Here is a 25,526-nt window from a genome sequence, read left to right as displayed (position 1 = left end):
CCTTTTCTCGGGAACGCTTGAAGTTTATCGCGTGGGAGATCTACGCGATATGCGTAGTGCGCACGAACAAGGGCCTGCCCCACACGTTGATGTCGGTGTGGGGCAGGCCCTTGATCAGGGGAGACTACTTATTCGGGGTAGGAACGAGGATGCCGTCGATGAGTCGTGCGGAATCGCTCAAGAGGACTGCTGCCTCGCGTTCCTTGCCAGCGTCGCCACTGCTGCCCAGGTTTCGCTCCACCGGACGCTCGTACAGCGCGGCCCGTCCCATCATGCCGCGGAGTAAACGACGGCTACCGGCGAGTTCACGGTCTGCGGCAGCCTTACGCCATGTCGCAAGGGCTTCCTCGCCGCATTCACTGCGAACAGCTTCTGCGAAGGCTTCTGGGTGCACGATGGCTACGAGTGCAGACACGTGACCGAATCCGAGGGAGGTCACGATTCCGGCTTTAGGAGCCAGCTGCCCAATGTTGAGCGGCTGACGCAGCCACACCAGGTGCGAGTGCTTTGCAAGTACAGGATCGACGCAGTCCAAGCTGTAATTAGCTGGTACGACACCGGTGCGCAGAACCTGAGTAAGGCCGATCAGCTGGAATGCAGCAGCGCCGCCCTTTGCGTGGCCGGTGAGGCTCTTTTGCGAGATCACGTACAGCGGATTGCCCTCTGTTCGACCAATCGCGTGCGCAATACGCTCGTGGAGGTCGGACTCATTGGGATCATTCGCGTTCGTGGAGGTGTCGTGCTTAGACACAACCCGGACGTCATCCGCGGAGACTCCCAGGTGTTTCAGATCCGCGAGAAGGCGAGAGTCTTTTCCGCCACGCGCAGCACCAAGAGCGCCCAAGCCTGGGGCTGGGATAGACAAGTGCGCTCCGTCTGCGAAGGATTCTGCGAATCCAACCACGCCGAGTACGGGGAGTCCGAGTTCAGCGGCCAGGCTGCCTCGTGCCAGAAGTACGGTTCCGCCACCAGCAGATTCAACGAATCCGCCACGGCGGCGATCGTTGGCGCGAGAGAAATAACGATCTTCTATGCCTTTGGCCGTCATTTCTTGAGAGTCAGCGGTAGCTGCCATATCACCGAATCCGGTGATTCCCTCGATGGATAGGTCATCGAAGCCACCGGCGACCACAAAGTCAGACTTGCCCAACTTGATCTTGTCTACGGCTTCTTCCACGGAAACAGCAGCAGTTGCGCATGCAGCTACCGGATGAATCATCTGGCCATATCCACCCACATAAGACTGCATGACATGAGCAGCCATAACGTTGGGAAGTGCCTCTTGCAGAATGTCGTTTTGGCGAGGCTCTGACAGCAAACCATCGATGTACAGCGCACGCATGGACTGCATTCCGCCTAGGCCAGTTCCCTGTGTGGAGGAGACCCGTGCGGGGTGAAGCTCCCGCAGCAGTTCCGCGGGGCTGAATCCCGAGGACAGGAAGGCATCGACGGTGCACACCAGGTTCCACAGTGCGGTGCGATCTAGGTTATCCACCATGTCAGCGGGGATACCGTAGACGCTGGGGTCAAAGCCTTCTGGGATTTGACCACCGACAAATCGGCTCATAGCCATCCTGCGCGGAACGCGCACAGCCGACCCGGCTTTCCGCGTGACTATCCACTCGCCGGTCTCCTTGTTCAGCACCGCTGAGGTGAGTTCTGGCTCTGAATCAACAAAGGTACGAGCAGTTTCTTTGTCGTTCACGCTAAAGCTGAGGTCTTGATCCAAGTAGACCGTGGTGAGCTCTGGAGCAAAGTTGTCCACCATGTGGAAGTCGTCATGGTAGCGACGCACGCCAACGCGAGCCAGAACCTCATCATGGAAGCGGTCGTAGATGTCCGCCTCGTCCACAGGCTCATCGTCAGCGTCATACCAGCCCGGCTTGGGGTCTTCATCCCAGTGAACCAGCCCCATCGTCCATGCCAGTTCCAGAACGCCTGCAGCACCGAGGTCGCCGGTGAGCTCGGCCTCAAAGCGGGTGCGAGCAGAGCCGTATGGCCCAAGTTCTCCAGCGCCCACGATAACCACCATGTCATCCAGATTCTGGTGAACCTGCCCACGGAAATCTGGACGGGTTTCTTGAGCGGTAGAAGCAGGAGTAGGCAATGCCTTAAGAGTCGGAGCGCTCTCTTCAGGTGCATCTGTTTCTTCCGAGACCTGAGAATGGATGCTGCTTGCGAGTTCAGCCAAGTTGAGATCGCACTCTGCTAGGCCACCGGTGTAATCAACGGTTATCGGAGCTTCTGCAGCTTGACGACGTACCTCTGCGCTGACCTGGCCGATCAGAATCTCGGCGATCTCCTGCGTGGAGTAGGTGGTAACGCCGGCTGCTTCGACGGTCTCGACGAGTGGGTCATTTCCACCCATGAGTCCGGTTCCGCGTACCCATCCGATGAGAACATGGACGAGCGAGGTATGTGGCTTCCACGACTTTTCTACATTCCAGCGTGTGACAAGCGCGTCGAGGGCCGCCTTAGATTCGCCATACGCACCATCGCCGCCAAAACGACCACGGTTGGGAGAACCTGGGAGGACAACATGTAGTCGTTCGCCCACATGGGTGTTAGTACCCAACTCCGATAGCCCTGCGATGAGGCGTTCGACGGACCACAGCAAGAGGCGCATCTGCATCTCTGCCTGCGGGCCAGCGTCGGACAAGGAACCTTGGACGCGCGGTGCTGCGAAGGGGAACAAGAGCGTAGGAACAAGTGCTGGCTTGATCACTTGCTTTTGGGCATTGACCGTCGCGGTTTGTTCCTCGCCAACCCACTTGATGATGCCGTCGATATCCACGAAGGAGGAGAGGTTCGCAGGAACAATCCACAACGCGGCACCGCCACGGGCACTTTCCCGGTACAGATTCTTATAGAACTGCAGGCGGGAATGGTTCAAAGAGGAGGTCGTGACGACCACGGTTGCCCCGCCGGAGAGCAGTTCGGCGGTTACCGCAGCTGCAATGGAGTTTGGTGAGGCACCGGTGACCACGGCGACGTCGTCAGCAAACGCGAGTGCTTCCTGTGAGCGCGCTTGTGCAGCGAGTTCTTCGAATCCAAAGAATTCAGCTTGCTGCGCAACGATCTCACCTGCGCCAGTGAGGTCGAGGGAATCCACTGACCCCTCTCCCAGTGCTGCGCGGGAAAGATCCTCACGCGCCGAAGCCCAGCGGTCGTCGAGAAGAACTGCCTGGTTGGCGTCAAAACTCGGGGCGACCTGTCGAGGCCAATCAGCGCCTAGCTCCTGAGACACGAGTTCATACAGCGCCGCATCTGCATCGGAGTCTTCTAGGGACTGAGTTTCTGCGGTGTCATGCAAGCCCAGCGAGGACAAAATCGTGCGAGCCGTCGCTGCAAGAACGCCTTCTTTGCCTGTCACTTGTTCCGCGAATTCGCCCAATGCTGCCGAGTCGACGACTCCGCCGCCGGCTGATGCGCCACCCGGAAGTGCGACTGCCACACCCTGACGAGCAGCGACTTCTTGCACAGCAGCGTCGATAAGCTGATCTAGCTCAGCTGCGTTAGAGGGTGCCGCAGGCGTCAAGGTTGCGAGGTCTCCCCCTCGCAGGGATGAGCCCTCACGAGCACCAATGACCACAGCTGCCGTAACGTGATCGGCCCAGCCAGCGCCAAGCTGCCACGTGGACGCTACGCGTTCGGAAATATAGTTGGGGCGTTTGCCGGTAGGTCCTGTGATTCGGCGAAGGGCATCATTGGCGGCGTCGGAAAGCACTGGCCCAAAGGCGCTGTAGCCCTTAGCCATCCGCGAGACCGTCTTCTTGAGCTCCACCAGTTCCGCATCTGCGGCACCGTCAATTGCGCCAAGGCCAAATTCCACGCCCAGGTCTAGCAGCAGCTGGTTACGACGAGAAGATACGCCCTCAACCAGGGATTCGATCGAGTCCGCATCGCCCATCTGTTCCGGGCGAACCTTAGTCCACAACGCGATCAGCATCATCGTTGCGTCAGCCGGAGTAAAGGCAATGTCGTCTGGGCGAGCGCCACTAGCGGCCGCCGGGACCTCAGTGGGTGCCACGGCTGCGGCAACCTGAACCGTTGCAACATCCTGTGCGACCTCAGCAGACTCTGCTTCTGCGTCGGTAGCCTGTGCAGCCACAGTACGTGTCAACTCATCGGTGGCAAAGACTATCGAGCGGTCGCGCTCAATGTTGAGTACTTCCACCTCGGCGCCGTCGTACTGCGGAAGCCGGAGAGTCTGTCCCATCATGTTCGCGATAGTCGGTGCCGAGCCCACGCCTACCTCGACAAAACGCTCCACGCCGAGGCCGCCCTCAGAGACAGGGCGCAGGATCAGATCTTGCGTCTCAATCCAGCGCACTGGCGACGCAAACTGCCATGCCAGCAGCTCCACCAGCAAGGTGCGAGCAAGCGTGACCGGTGCTTGTGACAACTCATCAAAGCGCTCAAGAACGTCTTTAAGAATCTCAGCCGGTGCCACCTCAAGTATGGCGGAGACAAAGTCCGTGGTGAGCTCGAATGGGCGTGCTACGAGGTTGGGAACATAACGATCGACCAGCATAGACAGATCTACGTCCGCTGGAATCAATGAATCCAGGTGCTCGCGGAAGGCATCCACACCATCAAGGAGATGCGAGGAGTGGAAGGGCACGTCGACACCAGGAATCATGATGAAGGCCCGCTTGCCCGGCGCGCGGTGTTCCACATCAGCGCTTAGGGCTTTGAGTCCCTTGCTTGTTCCTGCCACTGCGTACTGCATTCCGGCAAGGTTGTAGTTGACGATTTCAAGGAACTCGCCAGATTCTTGGGATATGCCAGCGACATAATCAAAGACCTGAGATTCGGTGAGTCCCATCTTGTGTGGACGCAAAGCGGCAAGACCATAGTTGGAGTTTCCATCCTGATCCCGCTCCACCAGCCTATGCATGGTAAGTCCACGCTGGTAGACGATCTCTACTACGCTCTCAAGGGACAGAACGCCTGCATAGGCAGATAGCGCGTTGTATTCGCCCACAGAGTGGCCAGCAAACCACGCCTTCTCGTCGAGAGCCCCAGCTTCCTTCATCTCAGCTATCTGAGCAACACCGAGGGTTGCCATAGCCACCTGTGTGAACTGGGTGAGGAAAAGAACGCCCTTGGGGTGCGAGAATGTCTCGCCAGCAACGCGAACCTCGGTTGGGTTGTTTTGAACGATGTCCAAAACAGAGAATCCTAGTGCAGAGCGGGTGTGGTGATCCGCACGCGCCCACACGTCACGAGCAGCTGCAGAACGCACACGAGATTCCATACCCATGCCCTGCGACTGAATGCCCTGACCTGGGAATGCATAGAATGTTGTCGGTGCAGCCATGACCGCGGTCGCGGTAAGGACTATAGAGCCTTGAACGGTTGCGGTGATCTCACGAACTTCACCGCGCCCCTCGCGCGAATCAATGCCCGAGCGCTCAACCAGGAACTCTACTTCTTGGCCCGGCAACACCGGCGCGAGCATCGTCGCGGTATATTCCATGACCTTATTCGGTCGGGTGGATACAGATTCATCGGAGTAGCCACCAGCGGCAATAAGCTCGGCCATTGCAGATGTCCACATGCCATGAACAATCACGCCTTCTCCCAGGCCTGCCAGCTTTGCGGCGGTCTCGGACACGTGAATGGGGTTTCGGTCGCCCGTCGCTACGGCAAAAGGATGCATGGATTGCGGAGCCGTGACGGCTGCAAACGCGCGGAAGGACCGGGGTGCGTCAATGACACTGGGAAGAGCAGAGGTGTTCGTCCGGACTACGGCATTCCCGCGGCGACCGCGGATAGCCATGCGCTCGCTGAGGCGTGCCAGCAGGGTGCCGTCGACACGCAATTCCGCGCGGACGATCACGATGCGTCCAATGGTGGTGTCTACGATTTCCTCCGCCCGGGCGCTCACCTCAATGGATACAGGTGAGGAATCCTCGGCGGTAACGCAATGAGAGAACAAGTCCTGGTCGACCATAGTGACATGGTGCTCAAGGTGCACCAAGGAGAGCATTCCCTCGACGACCTTCGCGCCGTCAGAGTCCGGGATTACGGCATTGCGCACTGCGGTGAAGATAGCTGGCCATGCTTTGCCCACCAGGATGTCAGGGGCAATACCTGCTGACTCGACAGAAGCAGGAAGATAGCCGGCAGTCACGGTCTCATAGGTAGCTGCATCCTCGCGGCTCAGGGCGCTCTGCCAGACAGCAGTCACGCCGTCATCGTCCATGGAACCCAATACACCACCGGCAGCTATCTGGGTCAGCCCCTCCATCGCGGTTTCTGCGTCTTCCCTGGTAACCAGCGGTACACAACCGGCTGGCGCGTCCTCGGGCATGGTGAGACGGATAGCAATGCTGGCCGCCACTCCAGGAGCAGTAGACCCCAGCAACGGCACCTGAAGCTCGGCGTGCTCAGCATCAAGTTCCACAAGTCGCGCCCCGCTCGGTGCGTGCATCGCAACGTTCGCCTCAACATCCCATTCCGAGGCAGTCCCCAGTCGGGCGGTAAGAGAATCGACCTGGCGACCCGCCCATGAAGTACCAGAGGCATTCAGCACGCGCTCGACCACGCTGGCCTGAGCCTCTTCCGCTTCTGCGGCGTCCAAGCGATCAACGGTAGCAGCGTTAAAACGACCAAGCAGCTCAGCGACTGGCTCATTAGCCACCGTGATACCCGAAACCGCAGCCGTACCAGGGATAATAGCGACCTGATCCGCCCTGTAGCGCTCATCATGGGCCTGCCACAATGAGTCCGAACGCCAGCGACGGCGCACATCTTTATCAATGACCGGCACAAAGTTAGCAGGCTTGCCCGGGGTTGCCAGCGCTTCTAGGAACCACGCCGCATCCGCCGGGTGCACGAGGGTCTCAGCAGCCGGGTAATGCGCACAGAGCGTATCGACGCCCACCTGTGGCGATTCCGTCTCTTCCACAGAGACAACCGATGGGAAAGAACCATGGTCCTGTGCCACCAGACGCGCCTCGGCGCGGTGCAGCATCTCCACGAACCTGCGGTACCAGCTCGAATCAATCCACTGTCCGTCCACAGGACCAGACAGCTCAAGATAGCGCTCAAGCCACTGCTGGTACGTCATGTCTTCAACATCGCCAAAGTATGGTTTGGCCGTCTTAGCAATCGCCGCGATGATCTCTTCGCGATGAGCTGCCACAGCCTCTGCGTCTCCAGCCACCGAATCCAAAAGACGGCCAGCCTTGGCAAAGGAATTATCAATCTCATGAATATCCGCGCCCAGCTGCGATAGGCCAGAAGCCATGCCCTGGTTTGCGCTACCAGCTGCGACCCATTCCTGAGTGCCCTGCGTCTCAACCAGCAGCTGCTTTACGGCCTCAGAAGTCTTCGCTTCCTTGGTCGCCATGGCAGCCGTGCCCACGAGAATGCCGTCGACAGGCATATCGGGGAAGCCATAATGACGAGCCCACGAACCGGTCAGATAGTCTGCAGCGCGCTCCGGGGTGCCTATGCCACCGCCGACGCACACCACCACGTTGTCATGCTCACGGATCTTGGCATACGTACTGATGAGCAGCTCATCCAAGTCCTCCCATGAGTGGTGCCCGCCAGCCTTGCCACCCTCAATCTGCATAATGATGGGGGTTTCTGGAACGTCTTTGGCAATAGCCAAAATCTTCATGATGTGCTTTACCGCGCCGGGCTTAAAAGCAACCCACGGGAATCCGCCAGAACGCAGCTCGTGCACGAGAGCCACGGCCTCTTCATGCTCTGGGATACCCGCCGTGATCACGATGCCGTCAATAGGCGCACCATTTTCCCGCGCCTTAGGCACCAGCCGCTTGCCACCGATCTGCATCTTCCACAGATAAGGATCCAGGAACATGGAGTTGAACTGTGCGTTCACGCCTGGTTGCAGCAAGCCGGTGAGCTTGGCTATGTTGCTTTCTAGGATCTCAGGGGTGACCTGGCCGCCACCTGCTAGCTCTGCCCAGTGGCCTGCATTCGCTGCCGCCGCGACGATCTCCGGGTCAACGGTGGTCGGGGTCATCCCGGCAAGGAGCATGGGGCTACGCCCGGTGAGCTCAGTAAACTTAGTCTTTACGCGCACGCCATGAGGAGTTTTTATCAGCGTCGGCGAGAAAGCCGCAAAAGGCTGCGGGAGGATGGGCGCGCGGCCAGCGTCGAAAAGCTGTGCTTGGCCTTCTGTGCCGCACACGGCGAAGGACATTGCGCCACGCCCCAGAAGTGCTTGCTCGGTCAGGGATACCACGCCTCCGTGTGGTCCCACGTCAAGGAACCATCGTGCGCCCTGGTCAAGCGCGGTCTGTACATCAGAACCCCAATCGACCGGAGTGACCATGACGTCCATGGCGATGTTCCGCGCAAGGTCTCCATCCAAACCAGCGCGTTCCGCAAGCTCAACCACGCGTTCAACGGCAGGAAGCATAGCTGGGTGATGGAAAGCCACCTGAACGTTCAACGAGGTCATCTTCGGGGCGAAAGCAGAACCGCCACGCTTCTTGGCCTCTACTGCACGCGCATCAGCTGCTGCCTGCGAGCGCAGAATATTCAGCACTGCCTCGTTGTCTTTAGGACGCCCAACGAGTACAAAATTAGTACGCGAGTTCTTAAGCCCAACTACAGGGCGAATGTCCTTATCAATGCCGCCGCATGCAGCAGAGATAGCGGACTCCAATTGTTCACAAGTAATGCCGTCAATCGAGACCATGGGAGCGGTACCACCGCGTGCCACCAGTCCTGTGACACGAGCGTGATGCCCGATGACCGCACCGATGATTTCTGCAATGGCAAGAATCTCTGCGGCACGAGTAAGGTCTCGCACGCTATGAACACCCAAAACACCCTGCGAATGACCAATAACCGCAGCGGCTTTATCCACATCCAGGCCTTGGCTTTCCAGCAGGTCCAGCGTGGCTAGTTGGGACGTGAGAATACCAGGCACGCTGATAGCGGCTTGGGATGCATCCACGCTTGCATTGTCCTCTTGATTGGCCCACTCCAATGGCTTAAAACCAAATGGCCTAGCAACCGCCAGTACATCTGAAATAGGAATCAGACGTTGCGCTGCCTCTGCAACGATTGGCTCCAAGGTTTTCCCTGCACCCTGGGCTACTGATACGCGGAGGGTCTTTAACCAATCAAACCCCTGCCCGGCAAATACGAGCGCAAAAGGCTCGGAATCAAAGCGTTCAACGAGACGCGAAGATCCGGACTGCTGCCCTTTAAAGATGCTGTGTTCAGTCACCTGAGTAACTCTCCTGTTGTCTTGGACTGGCGCTCTGCGCTCACGGGTTCACTGACAATGGCGTCCGATAGGGTCAAAAAGTAGAGACTTTAGAGACACTATTGTCGTAAAAACTTTTGCCTGACTAATATGCCACAAAATATGAGGAAACTGTCACCTTTTGTGTCTTTTCACACCACAAAAGTGCTTTACAACACATAAACGACTCGATGTTAGACACATGTTTCCCACCACAAAAACAGCTATCTAGCTGAGCAAAAGATCCTCAACCAGCTTTTGCGCTTGAGCCAACTCCCCACCGACACTTTGGCCAGGAAAATTTTCTCCGGACGTGTCATTGTCGGCGTTTTGCGCCGCCCCCTGTTCTTCCAACTGCTGCTCTTCCCGCTGCCCCTCATACCAAGAATCCGCCGGGCAAAATTCCTGACACTCATTCTCTGGAATTACTTCTGCCAGTTGCACCAAACCGCGATCCGCCAGGTACTCATCAAAATTCCGCGAAATACTCACAGAGAACCACCTTTACTAGTCCATGCCAAGCACGTGCGAGAGCTTCTTTTATCAATGTTGCCGTTCCTACCCGCTAAGCGTCACACGCACATCGTGAACCACTCACCGAGCCTCGCACCGCTTCCGTACGTTCTTTCCTTTTAGTGTACGAGCGCATTCAACATTGACCGTTAAAATCCCATAACACCATCTCTGATCTGCACTTATACACTAAGAACTTTTTCTAGAGAAAAGCCTTGTGTGCTTGGAGCTGGCCCACACTTCTCCCCGCCTAGTACACAGATGCGGTTATCATCGATCACGTGAATTTCCTCCGACGTCATCTCATGGGGTTTCAACTTGCGTTGCTGCTGTTCCCTCTAGCTTTGGCGCTGATCATCGAAGTCGCGATGACAGAAAGACCTATGCTCGCACTCCCCGCGTTAGCCGCCGGGTTGTGCACGACCCTTGGCATCAAGGACCACCGCTGGCACTTGGCCTTGTGGGGAAACCTCCTTGCAGTCGCCGTCGGTTATGCGTTGGGAAGCTACTGGACGATCGCGGCCAACTGGTCATTAGTCATATTGGCAGGCGTCTTGGCTGCCAACACCTCGCCGGCTTCTCCCCGCTGGATGTCCATCATCACTGCAATCGCTGCGATGCTCATTCCGCTTCGGCTAGTGTTCTCCGATGTATCCATGATTATCGTGTGGCTGCTTGTTGTCATCGCAACCATAGTGAGTTTTGCCATTGGCACCATCATCCACTCGGAACGTGCACGTTTGAAAGAGCATGAAGGCGCAATCCGAGCACAAGTAAAAAGCGATATTGCGGATGATCTCCATGACGTTGTGGCTCACGAAATCGCGGGTATCGTCGTCCTGGCACAGGCGGGACGAGCACAGGCCGATTCTGCTTCGCGCCAACTCCTGGAACAGATCGAGTCTTCTGGAAAGCGCGCTCTGGAGGCGATCCGAGACACCGTATCCCAAGCACGCACTGCACCAGTAAGCGCCACAATCGCAGACATCGAGCGCCTAGTCGACGACTTCTCCGGGGAGACTACGTTCACCGCCCAAACCCAGGCGATCACCAAAGCACTCATTACTGCAGAACGCGTGGTGTCCGAATCACTCACCAACGTGCTCAGACACGCCCATGGCGCAGCGGTATCGGTAATGTTGGAAGACATTCCGCAAGGGCTAAAAGTAGTCGTTGAAGATTCAGGTGGCATCCCCGCCCCCGGCTTAGACAGTGGCTCCGGCAGCGGACTGTATAGCCTAGGAAAACGCATACGTACGCTCGGAGGAACTTTTCATGCATGCCCGCATGGAACTGGTTGGAAAGTAGAGGCAGTAATCCCATGATTCGTATCGTGCTTGCCGACGATCAAGCCATGGTGCGCACCGGTTTTCATATGATTCTCGGGTCGCAGCCCGACATGGAGATTCTCTACGAAGCCTCTGACGGCGCGGAGGCGCTTGACGCTATCACCAGACTGCGCCCGGATGTCGCCTTGTTGGATATCCGTATGCCGAGGATGAACGGCTTAGACGTCGCCAAGCAGATCGCGTCTCACGTATCTACGATGATGGTCACCACGTTTAACGATGACACCTACGTGGACACCGCCTTGAAATATGGTGCACGCGGGTATCTGCTCAAAGACTCTGGGCCGGAACTACTTGTAGAGGCTGTTCGTTCTGCGCATCGCGGCGATGTCCTCATTTCCCCAGAAGTGCTGTCGCTCTTACTTGCACGCCGATCCAAGCTTAACGACGCTTCCTCCGAACTCCCACTGACCAGTCGAGAGCTTGAAGTCGCACGGCTCATTGCGCATGGACGCACAAATCAAGAAATCGCCACGGACCTCTTCATCTCGCTTTCCACGGTAAAAACCCACGTCGCACGAATTCAAGACCGTCTACTCGTGCGAAACAGAGTGGAGATTGCCGCAGCGTTGTGGCGTTCCGGGGAAATGTCTACGTAATACTTTCGGCCGACCTGCGCTCAGGGATTTTCATCTCCTAGGCCGATTACAACGCACGATCTATTGGCAAAGATAGAACGCGTGAAAAATCGTATTGAATGGCTCGACGTTGTTCGAGGAATAGCATTGTGTGGAATTGCCTTCGCCAACATTGGCACTGTATGGGAAGCTGCTGCGTCTCGAAGCTTCTCCTACAACATTATGCAGCTACTAGTGCAACAACGCTTCTTTCCGATCTTTTCTTTGCTCTTCGGCATCGGATTCGGCTTGATGTGGTCCAAGAACTACGGGCGCATCCCGTTGTTGCGCCGCTTCCTCTTCATCGCCGCCTTGGGTGGACTCCATCAACTTGTTCACCCCGGCGAAGCACTCCTATTCTATGCCGCAGCCGCCCTGTTCATTCTTCTCCCCTCCACGTATATGCCCCGAGCCTGGGTTTTAGCATTCGGTGTCATAGCAACTGTTCTTGCAGCCCCTCTCGGCGGGCCACTTCTCATTCCTGGCTTGTTCCTCCTGGGTAGCGGCCTCGCACAATTTGGTGTTCCTGCGGTACTAGCCCAGAACCACCGAATCCCGGCATATGCGCTGATCATTTTCACCCCCTTCGCTCTTGTTGCGGGTTGGATGCAGTGGCAGAACAAAAGCAACGCGGGCTTTAGCACTGAGTCAGCGATCGCAGGACTCGCTATCGCTGCCATATGGATCTGCCTGGCAATTCTTCTGATGCACACGCCAGCTCGATCGTTCCTACAAACAGCTTTTGCGCCTATGGGACGCCTCGCACTCACCAACTACATCGGTGCGACGCTCATCATGCTGGCCGCTAGCGCAGTGATTAGTCTGCCCGATTCTCCAAAAGCTCGGGACATCGCATTCCTCTTTACCGCAGGGATGCTTGTCTTCCAGATGGTGCTGAGCTGGGTGTGGGATCGTACCCTTGGGCAAGGCCCCTTAGAGTGCCTCTGGCGCATGGTGACATGGTGGAGTTTCGCGCCCAAGCGCTCAGATAATCGTGAACCTAGTGTGACGGTTGAAAACACCCACGACGCACCTCAAACTGTTCTTCAGAATTAACGTGCTACAGCACTAGTCCTGTTTGGTCTTCTTTATCCGGAGAAACCAGGCAGGACTTCTGCTATTGGAGGGGGATCCATAATGCTGCTCTATCGTGATTACCTAACCACGATGTGATCGGCTTTCCAGAGCGCTTGCAGCCATACTGCTCACATCAATACCGCGATGAACAATGTTTTCGGATGTGAGTTAGGGCCAAGTAGCAAAAAGGGATGCGGAAAGCTACGCAAGGTAAAAGAAAAAGACCGCCTAACCCAGTTAGACGGTCTTTTCATACTGTGCGCCCGGAGAGACTTGAACTCTCACGTCCTAAGACACTGGAACCTAAATCCAGCGCGTCTGCCAATTCCGCCACGGGCGCTTAGCGCAGGTTCACTGCGCAACGTGTGATGATTATACGGGTCATTGGGTGATTTTGAAAAACGCCAGGTTCTTGTGCTTAAGAAGAAGTTGGTTTTCCCACGTTAGCGGGTATCCTAAGACACTGTGAATAACTCCGACCAGACGTCCCCAGATCTGCCCACGGCCACTGAGCCACGGCGTTTCCGAGTCCGGTTATGGCACATTGTTTTTCTCGTGGTTGTTGTCGCAGCAACTCTCTCGCTCGCTTGGTGGCAGTGGACGCGCTTCAGGTCTGGAAGTGGCTCATTCCAGAATTTGGGCTATGCGTTGCAGTGGCCATTTTTCGGTGGATTCTTCATCTATGCGTATCGCAAGCTCATGGAGTATGAGAATCAGCGCTATGCCAGCGATGCCGAGCTGTATGGCAACGCAACAGAAGCCGAAGAGCACGCACAAGAAAAGCTTCCTTTTACTGCAGTGCCCCAGGAGGAAAAGAGTTCCACTGAGATCGATGAGTCGTTCCTGCCCCAGCGCAAGACCTTGAGCGTAGAAGAGTTCAACCAGCTTAACCAGCAAAAACGTCGTCGTTAATGCTCTGATCGCTGCCATGGATGTTTGTCTGTAGGCTTGTTAACCGAGTATCAAAACTAGGAGATTGTAAAGCAGTATGACTACGACTACCTCTACCCCGATTCACCCGGAGCGTAAGCGTCGTGTGCGCCAGGCCCTTCGTTATTTCTCTATTTCTGCGTGGGCAACCGGCGTTATGCTGCTCGTCCTCGTCGTGCGGATGATTTGTCAGTACGGACTGGGAATGGAAATCCCTGAGTGGGGCAAGTACATCGCCCAGGTTCACGGTTTGCTCTACATTGTGTATCTGGTGGCTTCCTTGAACTTGGGAACCAAGGCGCGTTGGGAGCCGGCCAAGTGGCTGATCACGGCCCTCGGCGGCGTGGTGCCTTTCCTTTCCTTCTTTGTCGAGGCATGGCGCCGCAAAGATGTTGAGAAGACTTTCCAGCTCAACGAGTCCTAAGCAGCGCTAAACGCCCACGCATAAAGCTCGGCACTAGACGTACAAACCTAGTGCCGAGCTTTGGTGTTTTCTACGCGTCCTGGATGATCCGCGCGATCACAGGAACCAACTGGGTGAGCGCCTTTCCGCGGTGAGAAAGTGCATTCTTTTCCTCCGCCGAGAGCTCAGCCGAGCTGCGGCGTGTGCCTGCGGCGTCTTCTTCCGCCGGTACAAACAGCGGGTCGTAGCCAAAGCCGTTGTCGCCCTGGGGTGCGGTCAGCAGCCGCCCTTCCCAGCGCCCCTCAACAACGTGTTCTTCCCCGTCGGGGGTCACCAAAGCACATACGGACACGAATGCTGCTTGTCGACGCCCCTCCGGTACATCTCCCATCTGATTCAGGAGAAGGTTGTTGTTGGCTGCGTCGTCACTGTGCCCGCCCGACCACCTGGCAGAAAGGACACCGGGCATCCCGTTGAGCTCTTCCACCGCCAGACCGGAATCATCCGCGATGGTGATAAGGCCGGTGTGCTTCGCCCCAGCGCGTGCCTTGATCAAGGCATTGTCGGCAAAATGCCGGCCGTCTTCTTTAGGCTCTGCGTAGGGTTCCACAGCGTTGAGCGGAACGATCTCCGCGCCCGAGATACCAGCTGCTTCCAGAATGACTTCTAATTCTTTGAGCTTTTTGGCGTTATTAGATGCGACGAGGATTCTCATGCAATCCCCAAGACTGCTTTTTGCGCCTCTACCAGCTCCGCGCAGCCTTTCTCGGCGAAGTCGAGAATGCGTGCGAGTTCATCACGGTCAAAGGTATTGTGCTCGCCGGTTCCTTGGATCTCCACAAAACGGCCGCTTTGCATGATCATGTTCATGTCTACGTCGGCACGGGAGTCCTCTTCATAGGGCAGGTCAAGGCACACGGTTCCGTCGATAACACCAACAGAGACAGCAGCCACGGGATCCTTCAGCGGGTTGCCTGGAACGACGCCTTGCTTTTGCAGATGAGTGATGGCGTCGGCAAGCGCCACATACGCACCCGTGATCGATGCGGTGCGAGTCCCACCATCAGCTTGCAGAACATCGCAGTCGATGTTGATGGTGTTCTCCCCCAGCTCGGAGAGATCCACAGCGGCGCGCAGTGAACGCCCGATCAGACGAGAGATCTCGTGGGTGCGTCCTTTCACCTTTCCGCGCATCGACTCGCGCGGGTTACGATCCAACGTTGCCGCCGGGAGCATGGCGTACTCGGCGGTGAGCCAGCCTTCGCCGGAATCTCGTTTAAAGCGCGGTACCCCAATTTCTGCGGAAGCGGTGCACATAACTCGGGTGTTACCGAACTCGACCAAGACGCTTCCCGCAGGGTTAGTGGTAAAACCACGGGTGATTTTCACGGTACGCATTTGGTCAACTGCGCGGCCATCGGCGCGCTTAAAGTTCGAATTAGTCATGCCACCACACTACTGCAGCTACTCTCCGACCAAGAGACTAGATGTTGATTTCCATGCCTTGGTAGGAGATATCGATGGGGCCGTCGTACTCAGATCGTGCCTTTTCAAGGGTTGCTTCGGCGTTCCCCCATGGCGGTATATGTACGAGCACGAGCCGCTTTGCCCCGGCAAGGCGCGCGATGCGACCGGCCTCCGCTCCACTCATATGCATGTTGGGGGCTTTGCCCTCGCTAGTCTCTCCCCACGTAGCCTCACAGAGAAATACATCGGCGTTCCGCGCGCAGTCGATCAAGTTCTCTGTATAGGAACTATCGCCGGAATACGCAACAACTTTGCCCGAGCGTTTATGTTCCACGCGCAGGGCAAATGTTTCAATCGGGTGCACAACCGAATAGGGCGTGATAGACACAGGGCCGACCAGCTCTTCCTGTGCATTTTCCCACGGTGTAAACGCAAAGGTGTCCGACATATCGTCGATGTTATCCACAGAATCCGAGCTCAGACGCCCCATTCGGATGGGGGTATCTGAGGGGCCAAAGCACAGATTACGCCCCTTCGCTGCCGCCGTCGGGTGGTAGCGACGCCACACCAAGAGGGAAGGAAAATCGACGCAATGGTCAGCATGCAGGTGCGAAAAAACGACATGCGCATCGGAGGGATTCTGGACTCGTTCGAGCTGCGCTAGGACACCTGGCCCCATGTCCATGAGGATACCGGGGGCGTTATCCACCTGAATGAGGTACCCGGAGGCAGCGTTGTCGGGGGCGCCCAGGCTTCCGGAACTTCCGAGGATGGTCAGCTTCATATTTTTTACTGTGCCACGATTACGTGCCAAGAGCGAGCGAAAAAGGGGCCGTATCCACTAAGTGGATGAACTTTACACCTCCCATAGCTTTTCGACGTGCGTCACATGTGGACCAAGAAAACGCATAGCGAGCTGCTCAAATAAGGCAGGGTCTCCTGTGGACTCGAAAGAGCGAGTAGGTTGCTTATCTGTGGTGGCGTCGGCAAGCATATCGTTGCGGCTCAGTGTCTTGAGCACGTCTTTTACGCATTCTTCCGAGGAAGAAATGAGGGTGACGTTATCCCCCACGGCGAGCTGAATCACTCCTGTCAGCAATGGGTAATGAGTACACCCAAGAACCAGAGTGTCTACCCCCGCGGTTTGCAGCCCCTCCGTATAGCCTTGGGCTACCCCCAAGATTTGTCGGCCCGATGTAATGCCGCGTTCCACAAAACTCACAAAGCTCGGGCAAGCTTGCGCGTAGACGTCCACGCCTGGACTAGCGGCAAATAGCTCTTGGTATGCTCCCGAGGCAATTGTTCCTTGGGTACCCAACACACCAATTTTGCCATTGCGGGTGGTGGCAACAGCACGTCGTACAGCGGGAAGAATCACCCCGACCACAGGGATGCTATATCGCTCACGCAGATCGCGTAACGCGGCTGACGTTGCCGTATTACAAGCGATCACAATCATCTTGCACCCGCGAGCCACCAGCTCATCGCCGATCCGCATGGAAAGCTCCCGGACTTGAGCGATCGGTTTTGGCCCATACGGGCTGTGAGCAGTATCCCCGATGTATATCACTGACTCTTGGGGAAGCTGCTCCATAATTGCCCGGGCCACCGTCAATCCGCCCACGCCGGAATCAAAAATGCCGATCGGCGAGGATGCATCAATCGTGCCCTTGTACACAATCGATGGCTCCACGCCCGGCACTTCTGCTTCTAAGGAATCCGACATTTGGTCTTGTATCACGTAGTCCATGCTAATCCGGTCAGCGGGAACTGTATAACAAGCACCGCAACCAACCGTTTTGCGGGCTAGCGGCTTTAAGTGCGCTCAAGAGCCCACTGTTCCCGGCGCGCTTTCAACGCTGTTAGGTCGTCGGAAGTGATGGTCGCTCCTGCGATGATTCCACCAATAGCTCCGAATAGGTGTGCTTGCCATGAGACTCCGACGTCGCCTGGCAAAACGCCCCAAATCAAACCACCGTACGTAAAGGCTAAAACCATGCCGAGCAGTACTTGGGAGAAGCTCTTGTTAAAGATTCCCCGAACCACCAGGTACGCAAGCCAGCCGTAAATTAGGCCAGAGGCGCCGATGTGGGTGGTGCCGATCCCGCCGAAGATCCAGGTGCCCATGCCGCCGACAACCGCAGCGATCATTGTGACTTCCCAGAATGCCCGACGACCAGATAGACCGATGAGGAACACGAAGACTAACCCGGGGAGAGTATTCGCTGAGATGTGCATATAGTTTCCGTGCACGAGCGGTGACGTAAAGATGTGCCAGATTGAGGCGCCATCCAGGGGGTGCACGCCAAGTCCTTGAGCGAGGGTGCCACCAAAAAATACGTTGTTCACAATATGAAATGCCCAGATGATAACCACATAGCCCAAGGCCAGTACGGTAGCGTCAACTAAACGTTTGCGCCCCATGGATCGCCACGAACTAGTGTTCACGCCTCGCTGTGTCGCCCTATCCGCAGAATAATCCGGCGTTGGAAGATACTGCGCGCCATACTCATGAAGAAGGTACCCACCGCTAGTTGATACACCGCCGTAGGTATTCCTGTCTGATTGAGCGTAGGGGTTAAATCGGTTCGTCATAATGAAGCACAGCCTAGTAAAGAAATCTCGCAGCTCCATCCCCTACGGCTAGTAAAACGCTGGGAAAACGCCCAGCCTGCTGCCAGTAATCGGGTGTCCCCATTTCCTAGGCCAGTCGCCTTGGCTACCCCATCATCGCCGTCAGTAGCGACTCTTGGTTATATGCCAACCATTCGACCAAACTGTCTCGGTCTTCTTCGGCTTCTGCTCCAAAGACTTCCCCAGATGCCACATACAGGCGGATATCGTTAAGTGCCGCAATCCAGGCATGAGCCTCCGGCTCCGTGATATCCACATGGACACCGCCGTCGGGACCAAGAGCCTGCCCGAGCACCTGCAAGTGCTCGATCTTCGCACGCGTAATGTCCGTCTCGTGCAGGCAGCGCAGCAAAGAATTATCCCCCTCGAATTCCTCGTCGCCTTCCTTTTCAAAATCCGGAAGTAGCCGGGCCAGAGCGGGATCGGTGGGAGCTTCTTTATGTCCGCTAGGCATACCGGTGAGTTCTGCCAGCTCGTCTTTAGGGGCGGATTGTGCACGATGAATGAGCGCCTCGCTCACGGTGGACGCAAGGTTGCCAAGCACCTCTCGTTCCATTGGTTCAAACGCACACACAAAGTGGACCCCGCGCATGAGGCCTTTCTTTTTCTTCCATGGCTGCATAGTGATTATGCCTTTCGATCAAAGGAGCACTCAGCTTTTCGCGTATAAGCGCTACGGGACGCACGTGGGGAGCATGGGCGCAGACCCCAGGGGCTAGCCGCCCTGTTGCATCGTGGCCCACAAACCAGCGGTGTGGAGTTTTTTCACATCGCCTTCAACTTTGTCGCGCTCCCCGGAGGAAACCACGGCTTTGCCTTCTGTGTGAACCTGCATCATCAACTCGATAGCGCGGCGCTTGCTATATCCGAGAATCGTTTGGAATACATACGTTACGTAGCTCATGAGATTGACCGGGTCATCCCACACGATGCACATCCAGGGCAGGTTTTCGCTGGAGGCCACGTCCACTGATAGATCCTCTTCAAGCTCGGGGGTAGCCATCGGAGAAGACACCACAACGTCCATAGTGGGTGCTAAAACGACAGAAGGTAGCTCGTTAAGGGGATGAGTCACATCTTCTTGGTTGACTTGCATACAACACAGCCTAGCCCAATTCCTTCGTTGTTCCGCATGGGGCTTTCCTTATCAGAGTCCTATAAGACTGGAGCAAAAAGAGGTCCGTGGTGAGCGGCACCACAAGTATGTGCAAAAGCGTTTTATGACTTGTGCTTCAGCTCTCATCGTTTTCAAGGCTAAACTTGTGTGCGTGACTGAATTCGAATCGACGGCATTGCTCACCGATATGTACGAGTTAACAATGCTGCAATCAGCGCTTGCCGACGGCACCGCATCCCGCAGCTGTACATTCGAGGTTTTCTCCAGGCGGCTCCCCAATGAACGCCGCTATGGTGTTGTCGCAGGAACGGCCCGAGTGCTCGAAGCTATTAAGCATTACCGTTTCACCGAGGAACAACTCGCCAGTCTGACATTCTTGGACGCTACCACCATCGATTTTTTGCGTTCATACGAATTCAAAGGACAAATCGATGGCTACCGGGAAGGTGAGCTCTACTTCCCTAATTCCCCCATCCTCACCATTCGTGGCACATTCGCTGAGTGCGTAATCCTTGAGACACTCATTCTTTCCATCATGAATGCAGATTCGGCGGTGGCTTCAGCGGCAGCCCGCATGGTCACGGCAGCCGATGGTCGTCCTATTTTTGAAATGGGTTCCCGCCGCACCCATGAGTACGCAGCTGTCACAGCCGCACGCGCCGCGTACCTCGCAGGCTTTGTAGGCACCTCCAATCTTGAGGCGGTCTACCGTTATGGGATTCCGGGATCCGGCACCGCAGCACACGCGTGGACATTACTGCACGTCAACGATGATGGTACCCCCAACGAGTCGGCAGCTTTTCAATCCCAGATCAACGTCCTCGGGGTAGGAACCACCCTCTTGGTGGATACCTATGACATCGCCAAAGGCGTTAAAACTGCCATCGAAGTAGCGGGACCACAACTAGGTGCTGTCCGCATCGATTCTGGTGATCTCGGTGTGATGACGCGCAAGGTGCGTCAAGAACTTGATTCCCTAGGTGCGCATAATACCGGCATCGTGGTGAGCTCTGACCTGGACGAATACGCTATTGCAGGCCTGCGCGGCAACCCAGTTGATGCCTTCGGTGTGGGAACATCTGTGGTCACGGGTTCGGGGGCACCTACCGCTGGAATGGTCTACAAGCTTGTAGAAGTCGATGGGCACCCAGTGGCCAAGCGCTCCCGAGGAAAAGCCATGGTGGGAGGAACTAAACGAGCGGTCCGTACCCACCGCGCCACTGGAACGGCAGTCGAGGAAATCGTGTTCCCTTATGAACACGAGACCCCTCAGATCGGACAGCTTAATTCTTATGAGCTCACCATTCCTTTGATGCGTAACGGAATAGTTGTGGATAATCTGCCCACACTCGAAGAATCCCGTGCTTATCTGGCAGAACAGCTCATAACACTACCGTGGGAAGGGCTGGCACTAAGCAAGGACGAGCCTGTTCTTTCTACTCGATTCATTGGTTTTTAAGTAGCCTTTTTGCAGGTCTAGGGGCCGTGGGAATCAACGTTGGATGCAGCCTCTACACTGTGTCCTATGTCAGATTCGCCCCTTGCTTTGTCCACCGATGAATTACTGAATGCGGCGGTAGCTGCCCTCGGCGGCAGCCGTCGTAACGGCCAAGTATCCATGGCCAACGCGGTGACCAAAGCACTCGAATCAGAACGTCATCTTGCGGTTCAAGCAGGAACAGGCACTGGTAAGTCTTTGGCTTACCTAGTGCCGGCGCTGCGTCACGCTCAAGCTACGGACTCCACGATCATCGTTTCTACCGCCACGATCGCTCTGCAAAGGCAGCTCGTGGAACGCGATCTTCCCAAGCTTGCCGACGCCCTCGAACCGCACATGAGCAGACGACCCACCTTTGCCATCATGAAAGGCCGCGCAAATTACGTCTGCATGAACAAGATCGCTGCGGCCGAAGAACCAGAAGACGCTCTGATCGACGAGGAAGATCTCTCCTGGCTAGGCAAACACGTGGCACGGATTTATGAATGGGCCAACGAGACCGAAGTCGGCGATCGCGATAGCCTTGACCCCGGTGTTCCTGACCTGGCATGGCGGCAGGTCAGCGTCAGCGCGCAGGAATGCATCGGGGCCAACCGCTGCCCGCATGGGGAAGACTGTTTTGCAGAGATAGCTCGCAAAAAAGCCCATGATGTAGACGTGATCGTCACCAACCATGCGCTCTTAGCCATCGACGCATTATCCGACGTCAACGTGTTGCCCGAGCATGAGGTGGTCATCGTCGACGAGGCCCATGAACTCGACGGCAGAATCACAGCCGTAGCCACCAATGAAATCGGTGTTACCGCGCTGACTATGTCTTCGCGTCGAGCGGGGAAACTAGGTGCGGGAGACAAAGACCAAAAGCTCATCGACATCTCCAAAGAATGGGAAGACGCGATGCTCGCCGTGGAGCCTGGCAGGCTCACGTCCCTTCCTGAGTCCCTCAAACAGCAAACAATCGCTCTCCGCGATGCCATCTGGTCTCTCCGTGAACACGCATCCCGGGTACCAGAAGGTGAAGCAGCAAACGATCCAGAACGGCACGCCGAGCGGATGTCTCTCTCAAATCATTTGGGTGACCAGCACAATTCTGTTGTCCGCATCCTTTCTGTCTTTGAAGAGGAGGACGCCGCCAGCCAAGAAGACGTTGTGTGGGTGCTTCACGACGACCGCCGCGGCGTCATGATCAAAGTCGCCCCCTTGTCCATCGCGGGGCTGCTCCACACCCGTCTTTTTAGCGAAAACACAGTGGTGCTAGCCTCTGCCACGCTCAATATCGGCGGCAATTTCAACGCGATGGCCGCCAGTTGGGGCCTGCCCAAGGGGTCGTGGGACAGCCTTGACGCAGGAACCCCCTTCGACCCAGCCAAGTCTGGAATTCTCTACACCCCCAACGCACTCCCCGACCCTGGGCGCGATGGCTTAAGCCCCGAAGTCCTCGACGAAATATATGACCTCATCATGGCTGCCGGCGGCCGTACCCTCGGGTTATTCTCGTCGCGCCGCGCCGCGCAACAAGCCACAGAAGCCATGCGCACCCGCCTGCCTTTCGACGTCCTCTGCCAGGGGGACGACACCACCGGCGCGCTCGTCGAAAAGTTTTCTAAGCAAGAAAACACCTGTCTTTTTGGCACGCTCAGTCTTTGGCAGGGCGTGGATGTCCCAGGTAAGGCGTGTTCGTTGGTCATCATCGACAGAATCCCCTTCCCACGCCCGGACGATCCACTGCTACAAGCGCGTAAAGACGCAGCCGACGCAGAAGGCAGAAATGGTTTCATGGAGGTCGCGGCGACCCATGCGGCGCTGCTCATTGCTCAAGGCGCAGGCCGATTGCTCAGGTCAGTGACGGACCGCGGTGTCGTGGCTATCCTTGACCGTAGGATCGTGACCAAGCGCTACGGGGCGTTCTTTATTAAATCGCTGCCGGCTTTCTGGCGTACCAACGATCCGCAGGTAGTGCGCGGCCGCTCTCGCCCGACTCGTCGCGAGGTAATTGAACTAGGAAGGCTTGTCATGGCTCACGTTCCCGCCCTGAGCAACGAATCGATAAGGCTACGACCTTTGTTGCTTTCCGACGCCCACGACCTCACCGCCACCTGCGTTGACCCGTTGACTCAGAAATACACGACGGTTCCCGCAGGTTACGCCCTTGCTAACGCAAAAGAATTCATCACGACTGAACACGACAACCTGCGGTGGGTGATTACGACCCGTACAAGCGACCGCTTCTGCGGACAAATTGAGTTACGGCCACTTGTTGGAGAGCACAATGCCATGGATGTGGGCTACATGACTGACCCATGGTCACGAGGAAAAGGCCTCATGACCTCAGCATTACTGCTCGCCGTAGACTATGCATTCTCACTCGGCGTCCGCCGCATTGAACTACGCACAGACCCCCACAACAAGGCCAGCCAGCGTGTTGCAGAGAAAGCCGGGTTCCTTTGCCAAGGCCTCCACGATGACTGATGACTCCATGGTCTATTCCCTGCTCGCCGACGAATACCGCTCGTAATACTAGTTTTTCTGCTGCGGCAGCGGGACTCTACGAATCTTTCCATCCGAGTCATCTGCAGCATCAATATCGGCCCGTGTAATACCGAGCATGTGAACGACCTCATCCAAAAATGGGGAGTTCACAGAGGTATCGGCGATCTCACGCAATGCCGGCTTAGCGTTAAAAGCAATGCCCAAACCAGCGGCAGAGATCATGTCGATGTCATTCGCGCCATCGCCCACTGCGACAGTCTGATGCATTTCTATGCCCGATTCGCGGGCAAACTCTTCCAAGAATTCCGCCTTAGCTGCCCTATCGACGACCTTCCCAATCACCCGGCCAGTAAGCTTCCCGTCCACGATCTCCAGTGTGTTGGCGCGGACATAATCCAGCCCAAGGTCTTCTGCAAGGCCCTCAAGAACCTGGATAAAACCACCTGACACCACAGCAGTCTTGTAGCCCAACCGCTTCAACGTCCGAATGGTTGTTCTTGCCCCCGGCGTCAATTCGATGGAATCAGCGACCTCACCGATGACGCTAGCGTCGAGACCCGCCAAAGCCTTGACGCGTTCCCGCAGCGACTCTTCAAAATCCAGTTCGCCCCGCATCGCGCGTTCTGTGACTTCTGCGACCTCTTTTTCCCGACCGGCGTGCGCTGCAAGCATCTCAATAACCTCACCGGTGATGAGCGTGGAATCGCAATCGAAACAAATGAGACGCTTAGAGCGTCGCAAAAGCCCTGCACGCTCAATCGCAATGTGTCCACACCTAGCTCTGTAGTGAGCTCGGCCAGGGCTTTTCGCAAAGGCATAGCCGCACCTGGTTCATGATTAGCGACAGTAATCTTCAGCTCAAGGCCAGTAACCGGATAATCAGAAATGCCACGGATCGTATCGATATTCGCATCAAAATTTGCCAGAGTCTGCGCTATACGCGACAAATCATGAGCTTCCACCGGGTCCCCAAGAATAACCACCTCATGCGTAGAACGCGGACGTGAAGACTGAGCGACTTCTTGCAGCTCAATCTTGACGCTCTGCCCATACGTCTTCAGAGTCTCCTTAAGACCTACCTCCAGAGTCTCCACGCCCGCGGCCTCTACGCCCGCGAACACTGCCAGACCGAGAAACCCCCGAAACTGCGACTGCTCAACATCAAGAATCTGCACGCCGTTAGCAGCCAAAACACGGAAAGCTGCTGCCGACACTCCCTGCCGATCCTGGCCTGAAATAGTAATAACAGCCGGAGTCAACTCTGGGCGAAGGCTAACAGTTACTTGAGGCTGGTCCAGTTCAATCACCGATCTATTGTTGCACGAAGCCTCTCGATCCCTCCCAGTATTCCCCTATTTAGGAATGACGGACGCCGCATCAACGAGCACGCGCTTGTTCTCCATCCTATGGGGCAAAGTACCTTCCTTCGGTCTTGTGGTTCTAGGCCTTCTCGTGGATCCTGCGGGGGTGTGCAATGGTCTTTCCCACTTTTGTCATGGTCTAATAACGGAGGCTAGTTTTCGCACCGATTACATGGAGTTAATGTGCTTATTCCAGACGCAGTTTGGGCTGTTTTGACTTCTTTGGTGAGTAAACATGCAGGTAAGTTAGTCTTTTCTCCGCGTATGCGGAGGTAGTTCCTGAGCCACGCGTTTGGAATGGACACGTGCCTGCTTTTCTCCGCGTATGCGGAGATCGCTCCGGCAAAGTGAGATGGGTAGGCCGTTACTGTGATTTTTCTAGGGGCTATTTTTTGGCAACTTGCAATAAAATCTTCTGCGAGTATGCTCGATCTCAGAGAAAGTGAGGACGAGGTCCCTCGCTATGAGTTGAAAAAGTCTACAGGACAAATTGCGCCTGTAGGCTTTTTCTTTTTCTATCAGGGGCGCGTGGAATAAATTTTCTTCACAGTGCTCGTTCCAGTAAGCCACTGCTCTAGAACTGGATTTATGCTTCTTACAAGAGAAAATGCATCGCCGATGACATCAGGGGCATCAACGTTGAGCAAGCTGTCCATTGTGCGACACTCGATTTCTGAGTAAATGGAGATGCGCTACCCGCCAGTAAGTCTCTTTCCCATCAGGATCTGATACATGTGGAAAGGCTTGTTTTAGTGCTTCTTCCCACATTCGAATACGGTTTTTGTTTTTGTATTCTCCGGACGAGCATTGGGAGCATGATTTGGAAGAA

General features: G+C 56.1%; 16 protein-coding genes, 1 tRNA gene and 2 pseudogenes. 8 read left to right on the top strand and 11 right to left on the bottom strand.

The genetic code is table 11. From position 1 onward, the window contains the following. Window positions 1–124 precede the first annotated feature (124 nt). Window positions 125–9,223, bottom strand: coding sequence for a type I polyketide synthase (locus ET810_RS00530; RefSeq protein WP_134316389.1), 9,099 nt, complete (start codon window positions 9,221–9,223; stop codon window positions 125–127). 246 nt (window positions 9,224–9,469) lie between these two features. Next, window positions 9,470–9,733: a hypothetical protein gene (locus ET810_RS00525; RefSeq protein ID WP_087454433.1), complete on the bottom strand. Its 264-nt coding sequence runs from the start codon at window positions 9,731–9,733 to the stop codon at window positions 9,470–9,472. Window positions 9,734–10,059: 326 nt separating this feature from the next. On the opposite strand from ET810_RS00525, the gene ET810_RS00520 reads away from it, so the two are divergent. The 3 genes from ET810_RS00520 to ET810_RS00510 are packed head-to-tail and all read left to right on the top strand — an operon-like array spanning window position 10,060 to window position 12,776. After that, entirely contained in the window at window positions 10,060–11,079 is a 1,020-nt protein-coding gene (locus ET810_RS00520) for a sensor histidine kinase (protein WP_087454434.1), read from the top strand. Further along, window positions 11,076–11,702, top strand: coding sequence for a response regulator (locus ET810_RS00515; protein WP_087454435.1), 627 nt, complete (start codon window positions 11,076–11,078; stop codon window positions 11,700–11,702). The genes ET810_RS00520 and ET810_RS00515 overlap by 4 nt, the downstream gene beginning before the upstream one ends. Window positions 11,703–11,747: 45 nt before the next feature. Then, on the top strand, window positions 11,748–12,776 hold the full coding sequence (locus tag ET810_RS00510; RefSeq protein WP_087454436.1) for a DUF418 domain-containing protein: 1,029 nt from the start codon (window positions 11,748–11,750) through the stop codon (window positions 12,774–12,776). A 279-nt stretch (window positions 12,777–13,055) separates the two neighbouring features. Here the strand turns inward: ET810_RS00510 and ET810_RS00505 are convergent. Beyond that, window positions 13,056–13,137, bottom strand: a tRNA-Leu gene (locus tag ET810_RS00505). A gap of 125 nt (window positions 13,138–13,262) precedes the next feature. Here ET810_RS00505 and ET810_RS00500 point away from each other — a divergent pair. Together ET810_RS00500 and ET810_RS00495 are read left to right on the top strand one after the other, a co-directional pair. Further along, the gene (locus tag ET810_RS00500) at window positions 13,263–13,709 is read left to right on the top strand and encodes a hypothetical protein (RefSeq protein WP_087454437.1); all 447 of its coding nucleotides are present in this window, start codon (window positions 13,263–13,265) and stop codon (window positions 13,707–13,709) included. Between the two features lie 76 nt (window positions 13,710–13,785). Continuing rightward, complete coding sequence (locus ET810_RS00495) at window positions 13,786–14,151, top strand: DUF3817 domain-containing protein (RefSeq protein WP_087454438.1); 366 nt, start codon at window positions 13,786–13,788, stop codon at window positions 14,149–14,151. A 70-nt stretch (window positions 14,152–14,221) separates the two neighbouring features. Here the strand turns inward: ET810_RS00495 and rdgB are convergent, their stop codons facing one another. The 7 genes from rdgB to clpS form a co-directional block, all read right to left on the bottom strand. Beyond that, the gene (gene rdgB / locus ET810_RS00490; protein ID WP_087454439.1) at window positions 14,222–14,845 is read right to left on the bottom strand and encodes an RdgB/HAM1 family non-canonical purine NTP pyrophosphatase; all 624 of its coding nucleotides are present in this window, start codon (window positions 14,843–14,845) and stop codon (window positions 14,222–14,224) included. Beyond that, window positions 14,842–15,576 (bottom strand): ribonuclease PH, encoded by a 735-nt coding sequence (gene rph / locus ET810_RS00485; RefSeq protein WP_087454440.1) that lies wholly within the window; start codon window positions 15,574–15,576, stop codon window positions 14,842–14,844. The genes rdgB and rph overlap by 4 nt, the downstream gene beginning before the upstream one ends. A 37-nt stretch (window positions 15,577–15,613) precedes the next feature. Further along, window positions 15,614–16,381 (bottom strand): MBL fold metallo-hydrolase, encoded by a 768-nt coding sequence (locus tag ET810_RS00480; protein WP_087454441.1) that lies wholly within the window; start codon window positions 16,379–16,381, stop codon window positions 15,614–15,616. Between the two features lie 72 nt (window positions 16,382–16,453). Further along, window positions 16,454–17,347, bottom strand: coding sequence for a glutamate racemase (murI, locus tag ET810_RS00475; protein ID WP_134316390.1), 894 nt, complete (start codon window positions 17,345–17,347; stop codon window positions 16,454–16,456). Between the two features lie 65 nt (window positions 17,348–17,412). Further along, a complete protein-coding gene (locus ET810_RS00470) occupies window positions 17,413–18,231 on the bottom strand; it encodes a rhomboid family intramembrane serine protease (protein WP_134316391.1) in 819 nt (272 codons plus the stop codon). 85 nt (window positions 18,232–18,316) lie between these two features. Further along, window positions 18,317–18,853, bottom strand: coding sequence for a DUF2017 domain-containing protein (locus ET810_RS00465; RefSeq protein WP_087454444.1), 537 nt, complete (start codon window positions 18,851–18,853; stop codon window positions 18,317–18,319). Between the two features lie 93 nt (window positions 18,854–18,946). Continuing rightward, window positions 18,947–19,327, bottom strand: a complete 381-nt coding sequence (gene clpS, locus ET810_RS00460) for an ATP-dependent Clp protease adapter ClpS (protein ID WP_087454445.1) — start codon at window positions 19,325–19,327, stop codon at window positions 18,947–18,949. 124 nt (window positions 19,328–19,451) lie between these two features. On the opposite strand from clpS, the gene ET810_RS00455 reads away from it, so the two are divergent. From ET810_RS00455 to ET810_RS12930, 3 genes and pseudogenes are all read left to right on the top strand, one after another. After that, window positions 19,452–20,807: a nicotinate phosphoribosyltransferase gene (locus ET810_RS00455; protein WP_087454928.1), complete on the top strand. Its 1,356-nt coding sequence runs from the start codon at window positions 19,452–19,454 to the stop codon at window positions 20,805–20,807. A 66-nt stretch (window positions 20,808–20,873) separates the two neighbouring features. Continuing rightward, window positions 20,874–22,839 (top strand): annotated as a pseudogene (locus tag ET810_RS00450) (ATP-dependent DNA helicase). Window positions 22,840–22,859: 20 nt separating this feature from the next. After that, window positions 22,860–23,315: a GNAT family N-acetyltransferase gene (locus ET810_RS12930; RefSeq protein WP_087454446.1), complete on the top strand. Its 456-nt coding sequence runs from the start codon at window positions 22,860–22,862 to the stop codon at window positions 23,313–23,315. A gap of 48 nt (window positions 23,316–23,363) precedes the next feature. On the opposite strand, the pseudogene serB reads toward ET810_RS12930, so the two are convergent. Beyond that, a pseudogene (gene serB / locus ET810_RS00440) lies at window positions 23,364–24,643 on the bottom strand (phosphoserine phosphatase SerB). Between the last annotated feature and the right edge of the window lie 883 nt (window positions 24,644–25,526).

The organism is Corynebacterium silvaticum, assembly GCF_004382825.2.
GTDB lineage: Bacteria > Actinomycetota > Actinomycetes > Mycobacteriales > Mycobacteriaceae > Corynebacterium > Corynebacterium silvaticum.
This window is presented reverse-complemented; position numbering and strand designations above follow the sequence as displayed.